This window comes from Methylovorus sp. SPW-M1, from assembly GCF_053848825.1.
Window position 1 is genome coordinate 2,704,428 of record NZ_CM132626.1, and the last position, 15,781, is coordinate 2,720,208.

At 50.0% G+C, this 15,781-nt stretch carries 29 protein-coding genes; all 29 read right to left on the bottom strand.

The window, feature by feature from the left end; translation table 11 throughout:
• Positions 1-10: 10 nt before the first annotated feature.
• The 29 genes from rpsM to rpsL all read right to left on the bottom strand — a co-directional run bounded on the left by rpsM (position 11) and on the right by rpsL (position 15,771).
• Positions 11-373, bottom strand: a complete 363-nt coding sequence (gene rpsM / locus ACWWD9_RS12720) for a 30S ribosomal protein S13 (protein WP_015829265.1) — start codon at positions 371-373, stop codon at positions 11-13.
• A 128-nt stretch (positions 374-501) separates the two neighbouring features.
• Entirely contained in the window at positions 502-615 is a 114-nt protein-coding gene (rpmJ, locus tag ACWWD9_RS12725) for a 50S ribosomal protein L36 (protein WP_013147060.1), read from the bottom strand.
• Between the two features lie 22 nt (positions 616-637).
• Positions 638-856, bottom strand: coding sequence for a translation initiation factor IF-1 (gene infA, locus ACWWD9_RS12730; protein WP_011478668.1), 219 nt, complete (start codon positions 854-856; stop codon positions 638-640).
• Between the two features lie 18 nt (positions 857-874).
• Complete coding sequence (gene secY / locus ACWWD9_RS12735; protein ID WP_013441149.1) at positions 875-2,197, bottom strand: preprotein translocase subunit SecY; 1,323 nt, start codon at positions 2,195-2,197, stop codon at positions 875-877.
• A 7-nt stretch (positions 2,198-2,204) separates the two neighbouring features.
• Positions 2,205-2,639, bottom strand: coding sequence for a 50S ribosomal protein L15 (gene rplO / locus ACWWD9_RS12740; protein ID WP_013441148.1), 435 nt, complete (start codon positions 2,637-2,639; stop codon positions 2,205-2,207).
• The gene (gene rpmD / locus ACWWD9_RS12745; RefSeq protein WP_013441147.1) at positions 2,639-2,836 is read right to left on the bottom strand and encodes a 50S ribosomal protein L30; all 198 of its coding nucleotides are present in this window, start codon (positions 2,834-2,836) and stop codon (positions 2,639-2,641) included. The genes rplO and rpmD overlap by 1 nt, the downstream gene beginning before the upstream one ends.
• 2 nt (positions 2,837-2,838) lie before the next feature.
• Positions 2,839-3,345: a 30S ribosomal protein S5 gene (rpsE, locus tag ACWWD9_RS12750; RefSeq protein ID WP_013441146.1), complete on the bottom strand. Its 507-nt coding sequence runs from the start codon at positions 3,343-3,345 to the stop codon at positions 2,839-2,841.
• Between the two features lie 14 nt (positions 3,346-3,359).
• A complete protein-coding gene (gene rplR / locus ACWWD9_RS12755; protein WP_013441145.1) occupies positions 3,360-3,713 on the bottom strand; it encodes a 50S ribosomal protein L18 in 354 nt (117 codons plus the stop codon).
• Positions 3,714-3,723: 10 nt separating this feature from the next.
• Entirely contained in the window at positions 3,724-4,257 is a 534-nt protein-coding gene (gene rplF, locus ACWWD9_RS12760; protein ID WP_013441144.1) for a 50S ribosomal protein L6, read from the bottom strand.
• 10 nt (positions 4,258-4,267) lie between these two features.
• Complete coding sequence (gene rpsH, locus ACWWD9_RS12765) at positions 4,268-4,663, bottom strand: 30S ribosomal protein S8 (protein WP_013441143.1); 396 nt, start codon at positions 4,661-4,663, stop codon at positions 4,268-4,270.
• Positions 4,664-4,678: 15 nt separating this feature from the next.
• On the bottom strand, positions 4,679-4,984 hold the full coding sequence (gene rpsN / locus ACWWD9_RS12770) for a 30S ribosomal protein S14 (RefSeq protein ID WP_013441142.1): 306 nt from the start codon (positions 4,982-4,984) through the stop codon (positions 4,679-4,681).
• A gap of 8 nt (positions 4,985-4,992) precedes the next feature.
• Positions 4,993-5,532 carry a 50S ribosomal protein L5 gene (gene rplE / locus ACWWD9_RS12775; protein WP_013441141.1) on the bottom strand — a complete coding sequence of 180 codons (540 nt, stop codon included), beginning with the start codon at positions 5,530-5,532 and terminating at the stop codon, positions 4,993-4,995.
• A 9-nt stretch (positions 5,533-5,541) separates the two neighbouring features.
• Positions 5,542-5,859 (bottom strand): 50S ribosomal protein L24, encoded by a 318-nt coding sequence (gene rplX / locus ACWWD9_RS12780; protein WP_013441140.1) that lies wholly within the window; start codon positions 5,857-5,859, stop codon positions 5,542-5,544.
• Positions 5,860-5,869: 10 nt separating this feature from the next.
• On the bottom strand, positions 5,870-6,238 hold the full coding sequence (rplN, locus tag ACWWD9_RS12785) for a 50S ribosomal protein L14 (protein WP_013441139.1): 369 nt from the start codon (positions 6,236-6,238) through the stop codon (positions 5,870-5,872).
• A 149-nt stretch (positions 6,239-6,387) separates the two neighbouring features.
• Positions 6,388-6,663 (bottom strand): 30S ribosomal protein S17, encoded by a 276-nt coding sequence (gene rpsQ, locus ACWWD9_RS12790; protein WP_013441138.1) that lies wholly within the window; start codon positions 6,661-6,663, stop codon positions 6,388-6,390.
• A 9-nt stretch (positions 6,664-6,672) separates the two neighbouring features.
• The gene (gene rpmC / locus ACWWD9_RS12795; protein ID WP_013441137.1) at positions 6,673-6,867 is read right to left on the bottom strand and encodes a 50S ribosomal protein L29; all 195 of its coding nucleotides are present in this window, start codon (positions 6,865-6,867) and stop codon (positions 6,673-6,675) included.
• A 2-nt stretch (positions 6,868-6,869) separates the two neighbouring features.
• On the bottom strand, positions 6,870-7,286 hold the full coding sequence (rplP, locus tag ACWWD9_RS12800; protein ID WP_013441136.1) for a 50S ribosomal protein L16: 417 nt from the start codon (positions 7,284-7,286) through the stop codon (positions 6,870-6,872).
• Positions 7,270-7,983 carry a 30S ribosomal protein S3 gene (gene rpsC, locus ACWWD9_RS12805; RefSeq protein WP_013441135.1) on the bottom strand — a complete coding sequence of 238 codons (714 nt, stop codon included), beginning with the start codon at positions 7,981-7,983 and terminating at the stop codon, positions 7,270-7,272. The genes rplP and rpsC overlap by 17 nt, the downstream gene beginning before the upstream one ends.
• A gap of 10 nt (positions 7,984-7,993) precedes the next feature.
• A complete protein-coding gene (rplV, locus tag ACWWD9_RS12810) occupies positions 7,994-8,323 on the bottom strand; it encodes a 50S ribosomal protein L22 (RefSeq protein ID WP_015829262.1) in 330 nt (109 codons plus the stop codon).
• A gap of 9 nt (positions 8,324-8,332) precedes the next feature.
• Positions 8,333-8,608: a 30S ribosomal protein S19 gene (rpsS, locus tag ACWWD9_RS12815; protein ID WP_013441133.1), complete on the bottom strand. Its 276-nt coding sequence runs from the start codon at positions 8,606-8,608 to the stop codon at positions 8,333-8,335.
• Positions 8,609-8,613: 5 nt separating this feature from the next.
• A complete protein-coding gene (gene rplB, locus ACWWD9_RS12820; protein WP_013441132.1) occupies positions 8,614-9,447 on the bottom strand; it encodes a 50S ribosomal protein L2 in 834 nt (277 codons plus the stop codon).
• A gap of 8 nt (positions 9,448-9,455) precedes the next feature.
• Positions 9,456-9,776, bottom strand: a complete 321-nt coding sequence (gene rplW / locus ACWWD9_RS12825; protein ID WP_015829261.1) for a 50S ribosomal protein L23 — start codon at positions 9,774-9,776, stop codon at positions 9,456-9,458.
• The gene (gene rplD, locus ACWWD9_RS12830) at positions 9,773-10,399 is read right to left on the bottom strand and encodes a 50S ribosomal protein L4 (RefSeq protein WP_455867240.1); all 627 of its coding nucleotides are present in this window, start codon (positions 10,397-10,399) and stop codon (positions 9,773-9,775) included. The genes rplW and rplD overlap by 4 nt, the downstream gene beginning before the upstream one ends.
• Positions 10,399-11,043 (bottom strand): 50S ribosomal protein L3, encoded by a 645-nt coding sequence (rplC, locus tag ACWWD9_RS12835; RefSeq protein WP_013441129.1) that lies wholly within the window; start codon positions 11,041-11,043, stop codon positions 10,399-10,401. Before rplC ends, rplD begins: the two co-directional genes overlap by 1 nt.
• A 111-nt stretch (positions 11,044-11,154) precedes the next feature.
• Positions 11,155-11,463 carry a 30S ribosomal protein S10 gene (gene rpsJ, locus ACWWD9_RS12840; RefSeq protein WP_013441128.1) on the bottom strand — a complete coding sequence of 103 codons (309 nt, stop codon included), beginning with the start codon at positions 11,461-11,463 and terminating at the stop codon, positions 11,155-11,157.
• A 77-nt stretch (positions 11,464-11,540) separates the two neighbouring features.
• Entirely contained in the window at positions 11,541-12,731 is a 1,191-nt protein-coding gene (tuf, locus tag ACWWD9_RS12845; protein WP_013441116.1) for an elongation factor Tu, read from the bottom strand.
• 34 nt (positions 12,732-12,765) lie between these two features.
• Complete coding sequence (gene fusA / locus ACWWD9_RS12850) at positions 12,766-14,856, bottom strand: elongation factor G (RefSeq protein ID WP_013441127.1); 2,091 nt, start codon at positions 14,854-14,856, stop codon at positions 12,766-12,768.
• 27 nt (positions 14,857-14,883) lie between these two features.
• Positions 14,884-15,354 carry a 30S ribosomal protein S7 gene (rpsG, locus tag ACWWD9_RS12855; RefSeq protein ID WP_013441126.1) on the bottom strand — a complete coding sequence of 157 codons (471 nt, stop codon included), beginning with the start codon at positions 15,352-15,354 and terminating at the stop codon, positions 14,884-14,886.
• Between the two features lie 39 nt (positions 15,355-15,393).
• Positions 15,394-15,771: a 30S ribosomal protein S12 gene (gene rpsL, locus ACWWD9_RS12860; RefSeq protein WP_015829259.1), complete on the bottom strand. Its 378-nt coding sequence runs from the start codon at positions 15,769-15,771 to the stop codon at positions 15,394-15,396.
• Positions 15,772-15,781 lie beyond the last annotated feature (10 nt).

A 15,781-nucleotide genomic window follows, 5' to 3' on the forward strand; every position in this document is an offset into this window, starting at 1 on the left:
GCATTATTCCTTACTTGGATGCCTTAATAGGCTTAATAGGACCCTTGCGTGTGCGCGCATTGGTCTTGGTGCGCTGACCACGGACTGGCAGGCCACGGCGATGACGTACACCGCGATAGCAGCCCAAATCCATCAGACGCTTAATGTTCATGGTAACTTCACGACGCAAGTCACCTTCAACTTTGAGCTTAGCGACTTCGTCACGCAGCTTTTCAACTTCTGCATCATTCAGATCTTTAATCTTGGCAGTGCCAGCAACGCCAGCAGCCAAGCAAATCTGCTTCGCAGTGTTACGACCCACACCGTAAATCGAAGTTAATGCGATTTCAGTGTGCTTATGATTTGGGATGTTTACCCCTGCTATACGAGCCATGTACCTACTCCAAAATAATGGCGCATTTAATTTTTTTACAAATCGCCAAAAAAGCCCAAAATTTTAACAGCTTGTCCGAGTTTTAACAATCGTATTCGCTGATTTCACAACTAATTTGCGTTGCCTGATTAACCTTGGCGCTGCTTGTGACGTGGATCAGTACAAATAATACGTACCACACCACGGCGACGAACCACTTTACAATTACGGCATAACGCCTTGACTGAAGCACGAACTCTCATATTTCACCTCTTCGCAAAAACTTTATTTGGCGCGGAAAATAATCCGCGCACGCGATAAATCGTAGGGGGTCATTTCAACTGTTACTTTGTCCCCTGGAAGAATGCGGATGTAGTGCATACGCATTTTCCCAGAGATATAACCCAACACTACATGACCGTTTTCCAGCTTAACTCTAAACGTTGCATTCGGAAGGTTCTCAAGAACCTCGCCTTGCATCTCGATTCTGTCTTCTTTTGCCATGCTGCTACCTGCGCCTGTTTAGCGAGTAATACCCGCACCGCCTTTAAAATTGGCTTTCTTGAGTAAGCCTTCGTATTGATTGGACATCAAATGCGCTTGAACCTGAGTCATGAAATCCATCGTCACAACCACGATAATCAGCAGCGAAGTCCCACCAAAGTAAAACGGCACGTTCCATTTCAGTATCAGGAACTCAGGCAATAAACATACGGCAGTAATATAAAGAGCACCCACTAAAGTCAAACGACCCATGATGCGATCAATATATTTGGCGGTTTGGTCACCAGGACGAATACCTGGGACAAAAGCACCACTCTTCTTCAAGTTATCTGCTGTTTCTTTTGGATTGAATACCAATGCCGTATAGAAGAAGCAGAAAAACACAATCGCTGTAGCGAAGAAAATAATGTAAAGCGGCTGACCAGGCGATAAGGTAGTACCAATATCCTTAAGCCAGGAAAAATTCTCACTGCTTCCAAACCAACCAGCCATGGTGGCAGGGAACAAGATAATGCTTGAAGCAAAGATCGGAGGAATGACGCCCGCCATATTGAGCTTCAATGGCAAATGACTTGTCTGCCCACCAAACACTTTGCGGCCAACTTGACGCTTGGCATAGTTCACCGTGATCTTGCGTTGACCACGCTCTACAAACACTACAAATGCAGTTACCAGCACAGCAGCGGCAAACAGGAAGATCACCAGAGGTATGGAGAATGCACCTGTACGGGCCAATTCCAATGTTCCACCAATCGCATGCGGCAAGCCAGCGACGATACCTGCAAAAATGATAATTGAAATACCATTACCAATTCCGCGCTCGGTAATCTGCTCACCCAGCCACATCAGGAACATAGTGCCGCTTACCAAGGTAATCACGGCTGTGAATCGGAACATCAGGCCAGGATCCAATACCAACCCTGCTTGACCTTCAAGAGCAATCGCAATACCCAAAGCCTGGAAAGTAGCCAGGAACACAGTGCCGTAGCGTGTGTATTTGGTAATTTGGCGACGCCCAGCTTCACCTTCCTTCTTCAACTGTTCCATACGCGGGGAAACCACCGTCAGCAATTGCATGATGATGGATGCCGAGATGTAAGGCATGATACCCAGCGCGAATACAGTAAAGCGGGAAAGAGCGCCACCTGAGAACATGTTGAACATGCCCAGAATGCCACCGCTTTGCGATTCAAATAACTTGGCAAGCACATCCGGATCAATACCTGGAACCGGAATGTGCGCACCTAGGCGATAGACAACGAGGGCACCAAGCACAAACAGCAAGCGGCTTTTCAGCTCACTGGTCTTGCTTACCGCACCTAAAATATTATCTTTAGCCAACTTGCAATTACTCTACGATCTTGCCGCCAGCGGCTTCAACTGCAGCCTTGGCGCCTTTACTCAGCAATAAACCCTGCACAGTGATCGCACGGGAAAGATCGCCAGAAAGATAAACTTTTGCAGCACGAGCAGAACCAGGGATTACATTGGCTTGCTTCAATGCCAGCAGATCCACTACGTCAGCTTGAACCTTGTCCAGTTCGCTGGTACGCACGTGAGCAGTATCAGCCTTGGTCAGGGAATTGAAACCACGCTTTGGCAGACGGCGTTGAATAGGCATTTGACCGCCTTCAAAACCCACCTTGTGGAAACCACCAGTACGGGACTTTTGACCCTTGTGACCACGACCTGCAGTCTTACCCAGGCCAGAACCAATGCCGCGGCCAACACGACGCTTGGCGTGCTTGCTGCCTTCAGCGGGCTTGATGGAATTCAGTTTCATTATGCTTCAACCTTTAACAGATAGCCGACTGTATTGATCATGCCGCGATTTGCTGGGGTATCCAGCACTTCAACGGTTTGATGCAGACGACGAATACCCAAGCCGCGAACACATGCACGATGCGATTGAATACGGCCAATGGTACTTTTTACCAAAGTCACTTTTACTGTAGCTGCTGCTTTTTTTGCCTTAGCCATGATTAACCTCTGATTTCTTCGACGGTCTTGCCGCGTTTTGCAGCAACTTCAGCCGGGGTATTCATAGACTGCAAACCATTTAATGTAGCACGCACAACGTTGTAAGGATTGGTAGAACCAATGCACTTAGCCAACACGTTGGTAATGCCCATCACTTCAAAGATAGCGCGCATTGCGCCACCAGCAATAATGCCGGTACCTTCAGAAGCTGGCTGAATGAATACCTTGGCAGCACCGTGAACACCGGTAACTGCATGATGCAGCGTACCGTTATTCAAACTTACCTTAACCATACCGCGACGTGCTTCATCCATTGCCTTTTGCACAGCAACTGGAACTTCACGTGCCTTGCCCTTGCCCATGCCAACGGCACCGTCGCCATCACCAACCACTGTCAGTGCAGCGAAGGACATGATACGACCGCCCTTAACCACTTTAGTGACGCGGTTGACCGAGATCATTTTCTCGCGCAAACCATCGGTTTGCTGTTGTTCAATATCTTTAGCCATCATCAACCTCGTAATTAGAAGGACAGACCGTTTTCGCGCGCAGCATCAGCCAGCGCTTTGATACGGCCGTGGTATTTGTAACCCGAACGGTCAAAAGCCACAGAAGTAATGCCGGCAGCCTTCGCCTTTTCAGCAATACGCTTACCGATCACGGCAGCAGCAGCCACATTCCCACCATTCTTGATATCTTTGCGAACTTCCACCTCAACAGTAGAGGCACTTGCCAATACCTTGTCACCGGTTTCCGCAATGATTTGGGCATAAATATGGCCATTACTGCGATGAACGCTCAAACGCGTTACCTTTAATTCTGCGATTTTGGCACGGGTTTTACGTGCACGACGCAGGCGTGAATTTACGTTATTCATGGCTTAAACCTTACTTCTTCTTGGTTTCTTTGATAGTGACCACTTCATCGGAATAACGAACACCCTTGCCCTTATAAGGCTCTGGTGAACGATATGCACGAATCTGGGCAGCCACCTGACCAACAACCTGCTTGTCGACACCTGTCAACAAGATTTCGGTTTGAGTTGGCGTCTGCACGGTCACACCTTCTGGCATCTTGTGGTTAATCGGATGGGAAAAACCCAGATCCAGATTAAGAGTAGCGCCTTGCGCCTGGGCCTTATAGCCCACACCAACCAGATTAAGCTTGCGGGTAAACCCTTGCGACACACCTTGCACCATGTTGGCCACCAGGGCACGTACAGTGCCTGACATTGCACGTGAGTGCTGGCTGTCATTAGCTGCAGCGAATGTCAGATTGTCACCTTCGCGAACAATATTAACTGCACCAGTCAGTGCTTGATTCAGCTTACCCAGAGGGCCGCTGACCGCAATGTTGCTTGCAGTCAATGCAACTTCAACCTTGGCAGGAATAGCGACTGGGTTTTTAGCTACACGAGACATAGTATTCTCCTTAAGCTACTACGCAGAGCACTTCGCCGCCAACACCGGCAGCACGCGCTTTACGATCAGTCATCACACCCTTGGATGTAGACACGATAGTCACACCAAGACCATTCATTACCACAGGAATATCCTGGTTGCCACGGTAGATACGAAGACCAGGGCGGCTTACGCGCTCAATCTTCTCAATCACCGGGCGACCAGCATAGTACTTGAGGCTGATATTCAATTGTGGTTTGCCATCTACAGACTGCACCGCAAAATCATCGATATAACCTTCATCTTTCAGAACGCTAGCAATAGCGCCCTTCAATTTGGAAGAAGGCATAGAAACAGTTTGCTTGTTGGTGCTCTGCGCATTACGAATGCGCGTCAGCATATCGGCAATCGGATCACTCATACTCATCGTCTAATTCCTCCGTTACCAGCTGGCTTTTGTAACGCCTGGCACTTCGCCACGCATCATCAATTCGCGCAGCTTGCCGCGCGCAATACCAAACTTACTAAACACACCACGAGGACGACCAGTCAATGCACAGCGGTTACGCAGGCGAACTGGACTGGAGTTACGTGGCAGACTTTGCAGCTTAAGGCGTGCAGCACGACGCTCTTCAGGACTCGCTGCAGCATTATTCATAGCAGCAGTTAATTCAGCGCGCTTGGCGGCAAATTTTTCTACTGTATCGCGACGTTTTTGTTCGCGTTCAATCAAACAGGTTTTAGCCATTGTTAGCCTCAGTTCCTAAACGGGAAGTTGAACGCTGCAAGCAGTGCACGCGCTTCTTCATCGGTTTTTGCTGTTGTCGTGATGGTGATGTTCATACCACGCAAAGCATCAATCTTGTCGTACTCGATTTCAGGGAAAATAATCTGCTCGCGCACACCCATGTTGTAATTACCGCGACCGTCAAACGACTTTGCGGAAATACCACGGAAGTCACGAATACGTGGGATAGCCACTGTAATCAAACGATCCAGGAATTCATACATACGCTCACGACGCAAGGTGACTTTGCAGCCAACAGGATAATCATCACGAATCTTGAATGATGCAATGGACTTACGGGCTTTGGTGATGACCGCTTTTTGACCAGCAATCTTTTCCATGTCGCCAACGGCGTTTTCCATTACCTTCTTGTCAGCAACCGCTTCACCAACACCCATATTAAGAGTGATCTTCTCAATGCGTGGAACTTGCATTGGCGAGGTGTAGCCGAACTGCTCGGTCATAGACTTGACCACAGTATCTTTATAAAAATCTTTTAAACGAGCCATGATTAACCCTTACGCGTCCACAACTTCGCCGCTGGACTTGAAAACACGGACCTTGCGGCCATCATCCAGTGTCTTGAAACCCACGCGATCACCTTTTTGGGTGGCGCGGTTAAATAAAGCAACATTCGATACATCAACAGGCATTTCCTTGCTGATGATACCGCCAGCCACACCACGCATTGGGTTTGGCTTGGCATGCTTCTTAACCAAATTAACGCCTTCAACTACCACTTTGCCAGAATCCAGGATGCGCAGTACGGTACCGCGCTTGCCTGCATCCTTGCCAGTATTCAGAATTACTTCGTCACCTTTGCGAATCTTACTCATCTCAACGCTCCTACAAGACTTCTGGGGCTAGAGACACGATCTTCATGAAACGCTCACCACGAAGCTCACGGGTCACAGGCCCGAAAATACGCGTACCGATAGGCTCGAGCTTGTTGTTAAGCAATACCGCTGCATTGCCATCAAACTTCACCAGAGAACCATCTGGACGACGAACACCCTTAGTGGTACGAACCACTACGGCACTATATACCTCGCCTTTTTTAACACGACCGCGGGGCGCAGCATCCTTGATAGTGACCTTGATCACATCACCGATACCGGCGTAACGACGCTTGGAGCCACCCAACACCTTGATACACATTACGGAACGCGCACCAGTATTATCGGCAACATCCAGCCGAGATTGCATTTGAATCATGAGAATAATCTCCAACTTAATCCGTTAAACCAACACCGGCCGCGAGCATCACGGCCGACAGCACTACGGTCAGTATTGGGGCGCCAGCTTGCATGGGCGCCAAAAAGTCCGTCATTATATATTGCATCCCAGACGGGATGCAATATAAATTATATGTTGCGTGTTTTTTCTACAATCTTGCTGACTTTCCAGGTCTTGGTCTTGGAAAGCGGACGGCTTTCCTCAATCACTACCAGGTCGCCTTCCTTGCACTCGTTGTTTTCATCGTGCGCATGGAACTTGTTGGAACGGCGAACTACCTTACCGATCAGTGGGTGCTTAACCTTGCGCTCCACCAATACGGTTACGGTCTTGTCCATTTTGTCGCTGACTACGCGACCAGTCAGACTGCGTACAACTTTATCTGCTTGTGTATCGGTCATCATCTACTCACCTTAAGCTTGCTTAGCTTTTTCAGCCAGCACGGTACGTACACGAGCGATATCGCGACGAACCTTGCTTACCTGATCAACTTTGTTTAATTGCTGAGTAGACAATTGCATACGCAAGGAGAATTGAGCGCGACGCAGGTCGATCAACTCATTGTTCAACTCATCAACAGACTTGTTTCTTAAATCACTAGCTTTCATCTTTAACTCCCGATATGACGAGTTGTGAAAGTAGTTTCGATTGGCAACTTAGCTGCCGCCAAGCGGAACGCTTCGCGGGCCAACTGCTCACTCACACCATCCATCTCGTATAACATCTTGCCCGGTTGAATTTCAGCAACGAAGTACTCCGGACTACCTTTACCGTTACCCATACGAACTTCAGCAGGTTTGCTGGAGATTGGCTTGTCGGGGAAAATACGGATCCAGACACGACCACCACGCTTGATGTGACGTGTCATCACACGACGAGCAGCCTCAATTTGACGCGCAGTCAAACGGCCACGGCCAACAGCTTTCAGACCAAACTCACCAAAGCTCACCTTGTTACCGGTAGTAGCAATGCCTTTATTACGGCCCTTCTGCTGTTTACGGAATTTCTGTCTAGCTGGCTGCAGCATTTTTCGCCCCCGACTTTCTTACTTTCTTTTCTGGTTCAGCAGGTACTGCGGCTTGCTGTTCGGCATGAGTGCCAAACACTTCGCCCTTGAATACCCACACCTTGATGCCGATGATACCGTAGGTGGTTTTAGCCTCAGCTACGCCGTAATCGATATCAGCACGCAGAGTATGCAATGGCACACGGCCTTCGCGATACCACTCAGTACGCGCGATTTCGATACCGTTCAAACGACCCGAGCTCATGATCTTGATGCCTTGAGCACCCAGACGCATCGCGTTTTGCATTGCACGCTTCATTGCACGGCGGAACATCACACGCTTCTCAAGCTGTTGAGCAATGCTCTCAGCGATCAGTGTTGCGTCAATTTCAGGCTTGCGCACTTCTTCGATGTTCAAGTGAACTGGAACACCCATCAAACCTTGCAGGCTGGAGCGCAAGGATTCAATATCCTCACCCTTTTTACCAATCACCACACCTGGACGTGCACTGTAAATGGTGATCTTTGCGTTCTTTGCAGGACGCTCGATCACGATCTTGCTGACAGCAGCGTGCGAGAGCTTCTTCTTGAGGAAGTCACGCACCTTGATGTCGCTATTCAGCATAGCTGGGAAGTTCTTGCTGTTGGCGTACCAACGAGATGACCAGTTTTTCTGGACACTCAGACGGAAACCAAACGGATGAATTTTCTGACCCATAACGATTCCTTTAATTACCAACAGTCACTGTAATGTGACATGTAGGCTTAATAATCCGTCCAGCACGACCTTTGGCACGCGCACGAATACGTTTAAGAACGATGCCCTTGTCAACGTAGATTGAAGTGACCTTCAACTCATCGATATCGGCACCTTCGTTGTGTTCAGCGTTAGCGATAGCGGACTCAACAACCTTCTTGATGATCTCAGCACCCTTTTTAGGTGTGAAATTCAGAATATTGAGTGCGTAATCAACTTTCTTGCCGCGAATCAGGTCAGCAACCAAGCGAGCCTTTTGCGGGGACAGATGAACACCTTTTAATACTGCGGATACTTGCATCGTCATCTCCTACTTCTTGGCTTTTTTATCGGCAGCGTGACCCTTGAACGTACGGGTCAGCGCGAATTCGCCGAGCTTGTGGCCTACCATGTTTTCCGAGATCAGCACTGGCACGTGTTGGCGGCCATTGTGCACAGCGATCGTCAGACCAATAAAATCAGGAAGAATGGTGGAGCGACGAGACCAAGTCTTGATTGGCTTTCTATCGCGAGCAGCAACAGCCACTTCCACCTTCTTAGCCAAGTGCCCATCAATAAATGGGCCTTTTTTAATTGAACGTGCCATTTTCCTTACCTCTTATTAGCCGGACGACGGCTTACGCGCATGTTGTCGGTGCGCTTGTTGCTACGTGTACGATAACCCTTGGTAGGCGTACCCCATGGGCTTACTGGATTCATACCAGCAGCGGTCTTACCTTCACCACCACCGTGCGGGTGATCAACAGGGTTCATTACCACACCGCGAACGGTAGGACGAACACCGCGCCAACGCATCGCACCAGCTTTACCGATGGAACGCAATGAATGCTCTTCGTTACCCACTTCACCAATGGTCGCTTTGCAATCCACGTGAACGCGACGAACTTCGCCGGAACGGAGACGCAACTGAGCATAGCTACCTTCGCGAGCAAGAAGCTGCACCGAAGTACCTGCAGAGCGAGCAATTTGCGCGCCCTTACCAGGCATGATTTCTACGCAGTGAATCGTGCTACCAACGGGAATATTGCGCAGAGGCAATGCATTACCCACTTTGATCGGAGCATCAGAACCACTTACCAGTTGCGCACCAGCGGAAACGCCACGTGGAGCAATGATGTAACGACGCTCACCATCCGAATAAACCAGCAGAGCGATATGCGCGCTACGGTTTGGATCGTATTCCAGATGCTCAACCTTGGCGACAATGCCGTCCTTGTTGCGACGGAAGTCAATCACGCGGTAATGTTGCTTGTGACCGCCACCTTGGTGACGCGTCGTAATATGGCCGTTATTGTTACGACCAGCTTTTTTGCTTTGCTTCTCCAGCAGAGGCGCGTAAGGCTTACCCTTGTGCAACTCAGGTGTAACAACCTTAACGACTGCGCGACGGCCAGGGGAAGTCGGCTTGACTTTAATCAGTGCCATAATATCTCCTATTCGCCTGCTGCAAAGTTAATTTCTTGGCCTGGCTTCAGGCTTACATAAGCCTTTTTCCAGTCCTTACGACGACCCAGCACACGGCCTGCGCGCTTTACCTTGCCCTTAACATTGGCAACAGTAACAGCAGCAACCTCAACCTTGAAAACCAGTTCAACCGCAGCCTTGATTTCAGGCTTGGTTGCGTCAGTACGCACCTTGAATGCGATCTGTTGGTTTTTGTCGGCAACGTACGTTGCTTTTTCCGTGATTTGCGGAGCCAGGATGACTTGCAGCAAACGATCTTGAGTAGCGATCTGGTTCAGATTTGCGCTCATGCCAGCATCTCCTCTAATTTCTTGACTGCAGCCTTGGTAGCTACCACATTTGGGAAGCGAACCAGACTGACAGGATCAGCGTATTGAGCTTCAATAACCAGAACGTTAGGCAGGTTGCGTGCGGAGAGGTACAGGTTTTCATCAAAACCATCCACCAACACCAGAACACCCTCACCGTAACCCAGACCCTTGATCTTTTCGACCAGAGCTTTGGTTTTTGGAGTCTCAACCACAAACTCTTCAATCACGCTCAAACGATCCTGACGAACCAGTTCGGACAGGATGGAGCGCATACCAGCACGGTAAACCTTGCGGTTAACCTTGTGGCTGAAGTTTTCGTCAGGGCTATTTGGGAAAGCGCGACCGCCTCCACGCCAGATTGGGCTGGAGCTCATACCCGAACGTGCACGGCCAGTACCTTTTTGGTTCCATGGCTTATGGGTAGTGTGGCTAACTGTGCCACGACCCAATTGTGCACGCGTCGCAGTACGCGCATTTGCCTGATATGCAACAACTACTTGATGCACCAGGGCTTCGTTGAATTCGCGACCGAAAGTTACTTCGGAAACTTCAACGCCGCTTTTGGCCGGCTTACCATTTTTATCGATTAACTTGAGTTCCATTATGCACCTGCCTTAACAGCGGGACGAACCACTACGTCGCCACCCTTGGATCCTGGAACAGCACCCTTAATCAGCAACAGATTACGCTCAGCATCAACGCGAACGATTTGCAGATTTTGAACGGTAGTCTTCACAGCACCCAGATGACCAGGCATACGCTTACCAGGGAATACACGACCTGGATCCTGCGCCATACCGATAGAGCCGGGAACATTATGCGAACGGGAGTTACCGTGAGAGGCACGGTTAGAACTGAAGTTGTGGCGCTTGATTGCACCAGCAAAACCCTTACCAAGCGAAACGCCAGTAACGTCAACGTACTGACCAGCCTGGAAAAGCTCAACAGTGATCTGACCGCCAACGGCATAGTTGGCCAGAACATCTTCAGCAACAGCGAATTCTTTGATACCAGAACCGGCAGCAACGCCAGCCTTGGCATAGTGACCAGCCAGCGCCTTGGTTACACGGCTAGCACGACGCTCACCATGCGCAACCTGGAGACCAGCATAGCCGTCGCTAGACGGCGTCTTAACTTGTGTCACACGGTTTGGTACAACTTCCAGCACAGTTACCGGAATGCTTTCGCCTTCATCGGTAAATACGCGGGTCATACCCACCTTGCGACCAATAAGCCCTAAGCTCATGATCATTTCCTTATAATAATTAAAAGGCCGATTACAATTGATCGGCCGATTTTTAATGCAAGCCCGGGATTATATCCGAGCCTGCAACCAAACACAACTTACTGTTGTAAATTACAGCTTGATTTCTACATCAACACCTGCTGGCAGATCCAGCTTCATCAGTGCGTCCACTGTTTTATCCGTAGGATCAACAATGTCCATCAAGCGCTGATGGGTACGAATTTCGAATTGGTCACGCGAAGTCTTGTTGACGTGAGGAGAACGCAGCAAGTCAAAACGCTCAATACGGGTAGGCAAAGGAACTGGGCCCTTGACAACTGCGCCGGTGCGCTTTGCAGTTTCTACGATTTCAAGAGCGGACTGATCGATCAGACGATAGTCAAATGCTTTGAGGCGAATACGGATTTTTTGAGCAGCCATGTTACTTTCCTTAAAGAGCGATATTTCTAAAGAACAAAAAGGCCGCAAGCATAAGCTTGCGGCCTGACAAGTATTAATTACTCAATAATTTTCGCGACGACGCCGGCACCAACGGTACGGCCACCTTCACGAATAGCAAAGCGCAGACCGTCTTCCATCGCGATCGGGGCAATCAGTGCCACCGTGATGGATACGTTGTCGCCTGGCATTACCATTTCGGTACCAGCTGGCAGCTCTACTGCACCAGTTACGTCAGTGGTACGGAAGTAAAACTGTGGACGGTAGCCATTGAAGAATGGGGTGTGACGGCCGCCTTCATCCTTGCCCAGCACGTAGATTTCTGCGCTGAACTTGGTGTGTGGCTTGATCGAACCGGTCTTGGCCAATACTTGACCACGCTCAACTTCTTCACGCTTGGTACCACGCAGCAGTACGCCAACGTTGTCGCCTGCTTGACCTTGGTCCAGCAGCTTGCGGAACATTTCTACGCCGGTGCAGGTGGTCTTCAGGGTTGGCTTGATACCAACGATTTCGATTTCATCACCAACCTTCACAATACCACGCTCGATACGACCAGTTACCACAGTACCGCGACCAGAGATGGAGAATACGTCTTCCACTGGCATCAGGAAGGTGCCGTCAACAGCACGCTCTGGGGTTGGGATGTAGCTGTCCAGCGCATCTGCCAAACGGAAGATGGCAGGTTCGCCGATTTCGGATTGGTCGCCTTCCAGTGCCTTCAGGGCGGAACCCTTGATCACAGGGATGTCATCGCCTGGGAAGTCGTACTTGGAGAGCAGTTCGCGGATTTCCATTTCAACCAGCTCAAGCAGCTCAGCATCATCAACCATGTCAGCTTTGTTCATGAACACGACGATGTAAGGTACGCCAACCTGACGGGCCAGCAGGATGTGCTCACGCGTTTGTGGCATAGGGCCGTCAGCAGCGGAACAGACCAGAATCGCGCCGTCCATCTGCGCAGCACCGGTAATCATGTTCTTAACATAGTCGGCGTGGCCTGGGCAGTCTACGTGAGCGTAGTGGCGAGTTGCAGTTTCGTATTCAACGTGCGCTGTGTTGATGGTAATACCACGTGCCTTTTCTTCTGGCGCTGCATCGATCTGGTCGTATGCCTTGGCTTCACCACCAAACTTCTTCGACAGAATTGTCGTGATCGCCGCTGTCAGCGTCGTCTTACCATGGTCAACGTGACCAATCGTGCCTACGTTGACGTGCGGCTTCGTCCGCTCAAATTTACCTTTTGCCATTACCGTTTCCTTTATTAATCCAACTAATATTCAATTATTTCTTGTTGATAATCGCTTCTGCGACGTTTCTTGGAGCTTCCGAGTAGTGCTTGAACTCCATGCTGTAGCTGGCGCGACCTTGTGACAGAGAACGCACAACGGTCGAGTAACCAAACATCTCAGCAAGAGGAACTTCAGCGCGAATAATCTTGCCACTCGGGCTGTCTTCCATACCCTGAATCATGCCGCGACGTGAGGACAAGTCACCCATCACATCACCCATGTAGTCTTCAGGTGTTTCAACTTCCACCGCCATCATAGGCTCGAGCAGGATAGGATCTGCTTTACGCATACCATCCTTGAACGCGATCGAAGCAGCCATCTTAAAGGCGTTTTCGTTCGAGTCAACATCATGGTAAGAACCATCGAACAGGGTTACCTTGACATCAACAACAGGGAAGCCAGCCAAAATACCTGCAGGAATCGTCTCACGAAGACCCTTGTCAACTGCAGGAATGAATTCACGAGGAACGGTACCGCCCTTGATGGCATCCACGAACTCGTAACCCTTGCCAGCTTCGTTAGGCTCCATGGTGATCCATACGTGACCGTATTGACCCTTACCACCGGACTGCTTAACAAACTTGCCTTCCACTTCGACTTTCTTCTTGATCGCTTCGCGATACGCAACCTGAGGCGCACCAACGTTAGCTTCAACGTTGAATTCACGGCGCATACGATCCACCAGAATTTCCAGGTGCAACTCACCCATACCGGAAATAATGGTTTGATTGGTTTCTTCGTCAGTGCGCACACGGAAAGAAGGATCTTCCTGGGCCAAACGATTCAGGGCAATACCCATCTTCTCTTGGTCAGCCTTGGTCTTGGGCTCAACAGCCACGTGAATCACTGGCTCAGGGAATACCATGCGTTCCAGAATAATCACATTATCCGGATCACAGAGGGTATCACCGGTAGTAGCGTCCTTCAGACCCACTGCGGCCGCGATGTCACCAGCGCGAACTTCCTTGATTTCCTCACGCTGATTGGCATGCATCTGCAGAATACGGCCAAGACGTTCCTTCTTGCCCTTCACCGAGTTGTAAACAGTATCACCCGAATTCACCACGCCAGAGTAGACGCGGAAGAAAATCAGCTGACCTACAAACGGGTCTGTCATGATCTTGAATGCAAGCGCAGAGAACTTCTCAGCATCATCTGCCTTACGTTCAGCCTGGGTGCCATTTTCCAACTCACCGGTCACTGGAGGAATATCCACTGGCGATGGCAAGAAATCAATCACAGCATCCAGCATGCGCTGAACGCCCTTGTTCTTGAACGCAGTACCGCACAGCATAGGCTGGATTTCGTTGGCGATTGTACGGTCGCGCAAGCCCTTGACGATTTCCTCTTCGGACAACTCGCCAGATTCCAGATACTTGTTCATGAGATCTTCATTGGCTTCAGCAGCTGCTTCCACCATATTTTCACGCCACTTCTGGCATTCAGCCAGCAAGTCTGCGGGGATCTCTTCATACGTGAACTTGGTGCCCTGGCTAGCCTCATCCCAGATGATCGCTTTCATCTTGAGCAGGTCAACCACACCAGTGAATGTATCTTCTGCACCGATAGGCACGACAACAGGCACAGGATTCGCCTTCAGGCGAGTCTTCAGCTGATCGTACACCTTGAAGAAGTTGGCACCGGTACGGTCCATCTTGTTGATGAAGGCAAGGCGAGGCACACCGTACTTGTTCGCTTGACGCCATACAGTTTCAGACTGAGGCTGCACACCACCCACCGCACAGTAAACCATGCAGGCACCATCCAGAACACGCATGGAGCGCTCAACTTCAATCGTGAAGTCAACGTGCCCAGGGGTATCAATGATATTGATACGATGCTCAGGATAGTTACCACCCATCCCCTTCCAGAACGCGGTGGTCGCAGCAGAGGTGATGGTAATACCACGCTCTTGCTCTTGCTCCATCCAGTCCATGGTAGCAGCACCATCGTGAACTTCACCAATCTTGTGGTTCACACCGGTATAAAAAAGAATACGCTCGGTTGTCGTTGTCTTACCAGCATCAATGTGAGCACTGATACCAATGTTACGATAGCGATTAATGGGGGTTTTACGAGCCACAGCTATTACCTTTACTAATGAACTTGTTTAGAAGCGGAAATGCGAGAAGGCTTTGTTGGCTTCAGCCATACGGTGCACTTCTTCACGCTTCTTCATGGCAGAGCCGCGACCTTCGGATGCTTCAACCAGCTCAGCTGCCAGACGGAGACCCATGGACTTTTCACCACGCTTGCGAGCAGCATCACGCAGCCAACGCATCGCGAGGGCGCTACGACGTGCAGGACGCACCTCAACAGGCACTTGATAGTTTGCACCACCCACACGACGGCTCTTCACTTCAACAACCGGACGCAGGTTATTGATAGCTACTGTGAACACTTCAAGAGCATCCTTGCCGCTCTTTTGGGCGATTTGATCAAATGCGCCGTACAGGATACGCTCAGCAACAGACTTCTTGCCGCCAGTCATCAGCACGTTAATGAACTTGGATACTTCCTGGCTACCGAATTTCGGATCAGGCAGAATATCGCGCTTGGGAACTTCTCTACGTCTTGGCATGGTTTTTCCTTAAACTTGGTGACCGCTAAGCAAATCAGCTTATGCAGCCTTAGGGCGCTTCGCGCCGTATTTGGAGCGGGACTGCTTACGGTCTTTAACACCGGCAGTATCCAGGCTACCGCGCACCATGTGGTAACGCACACCTGGCAAGTCCTTCACACGACCACCGCGCAGCAGCACAACCGAGTGCTCCTGCAGGTTGTGGCCTTCACCGCCGATGTAGCTAATTACTTCATAGCCATTGGTCAGGCGAACCTTAGCCACTTTACGCAAAGCGGAGTTAGGCTTCTTAGGTGTTGTCGTATAAACACGTGTACAAACACCACGCTTTTGTGGGCAGCTTTCCAAAGCTGGAACTTTGCTCTTGGTCACTACTTTTTGGCGCGGCTTGCGCACTAATTGATTGATGGTTGGCATAACTCTTTAG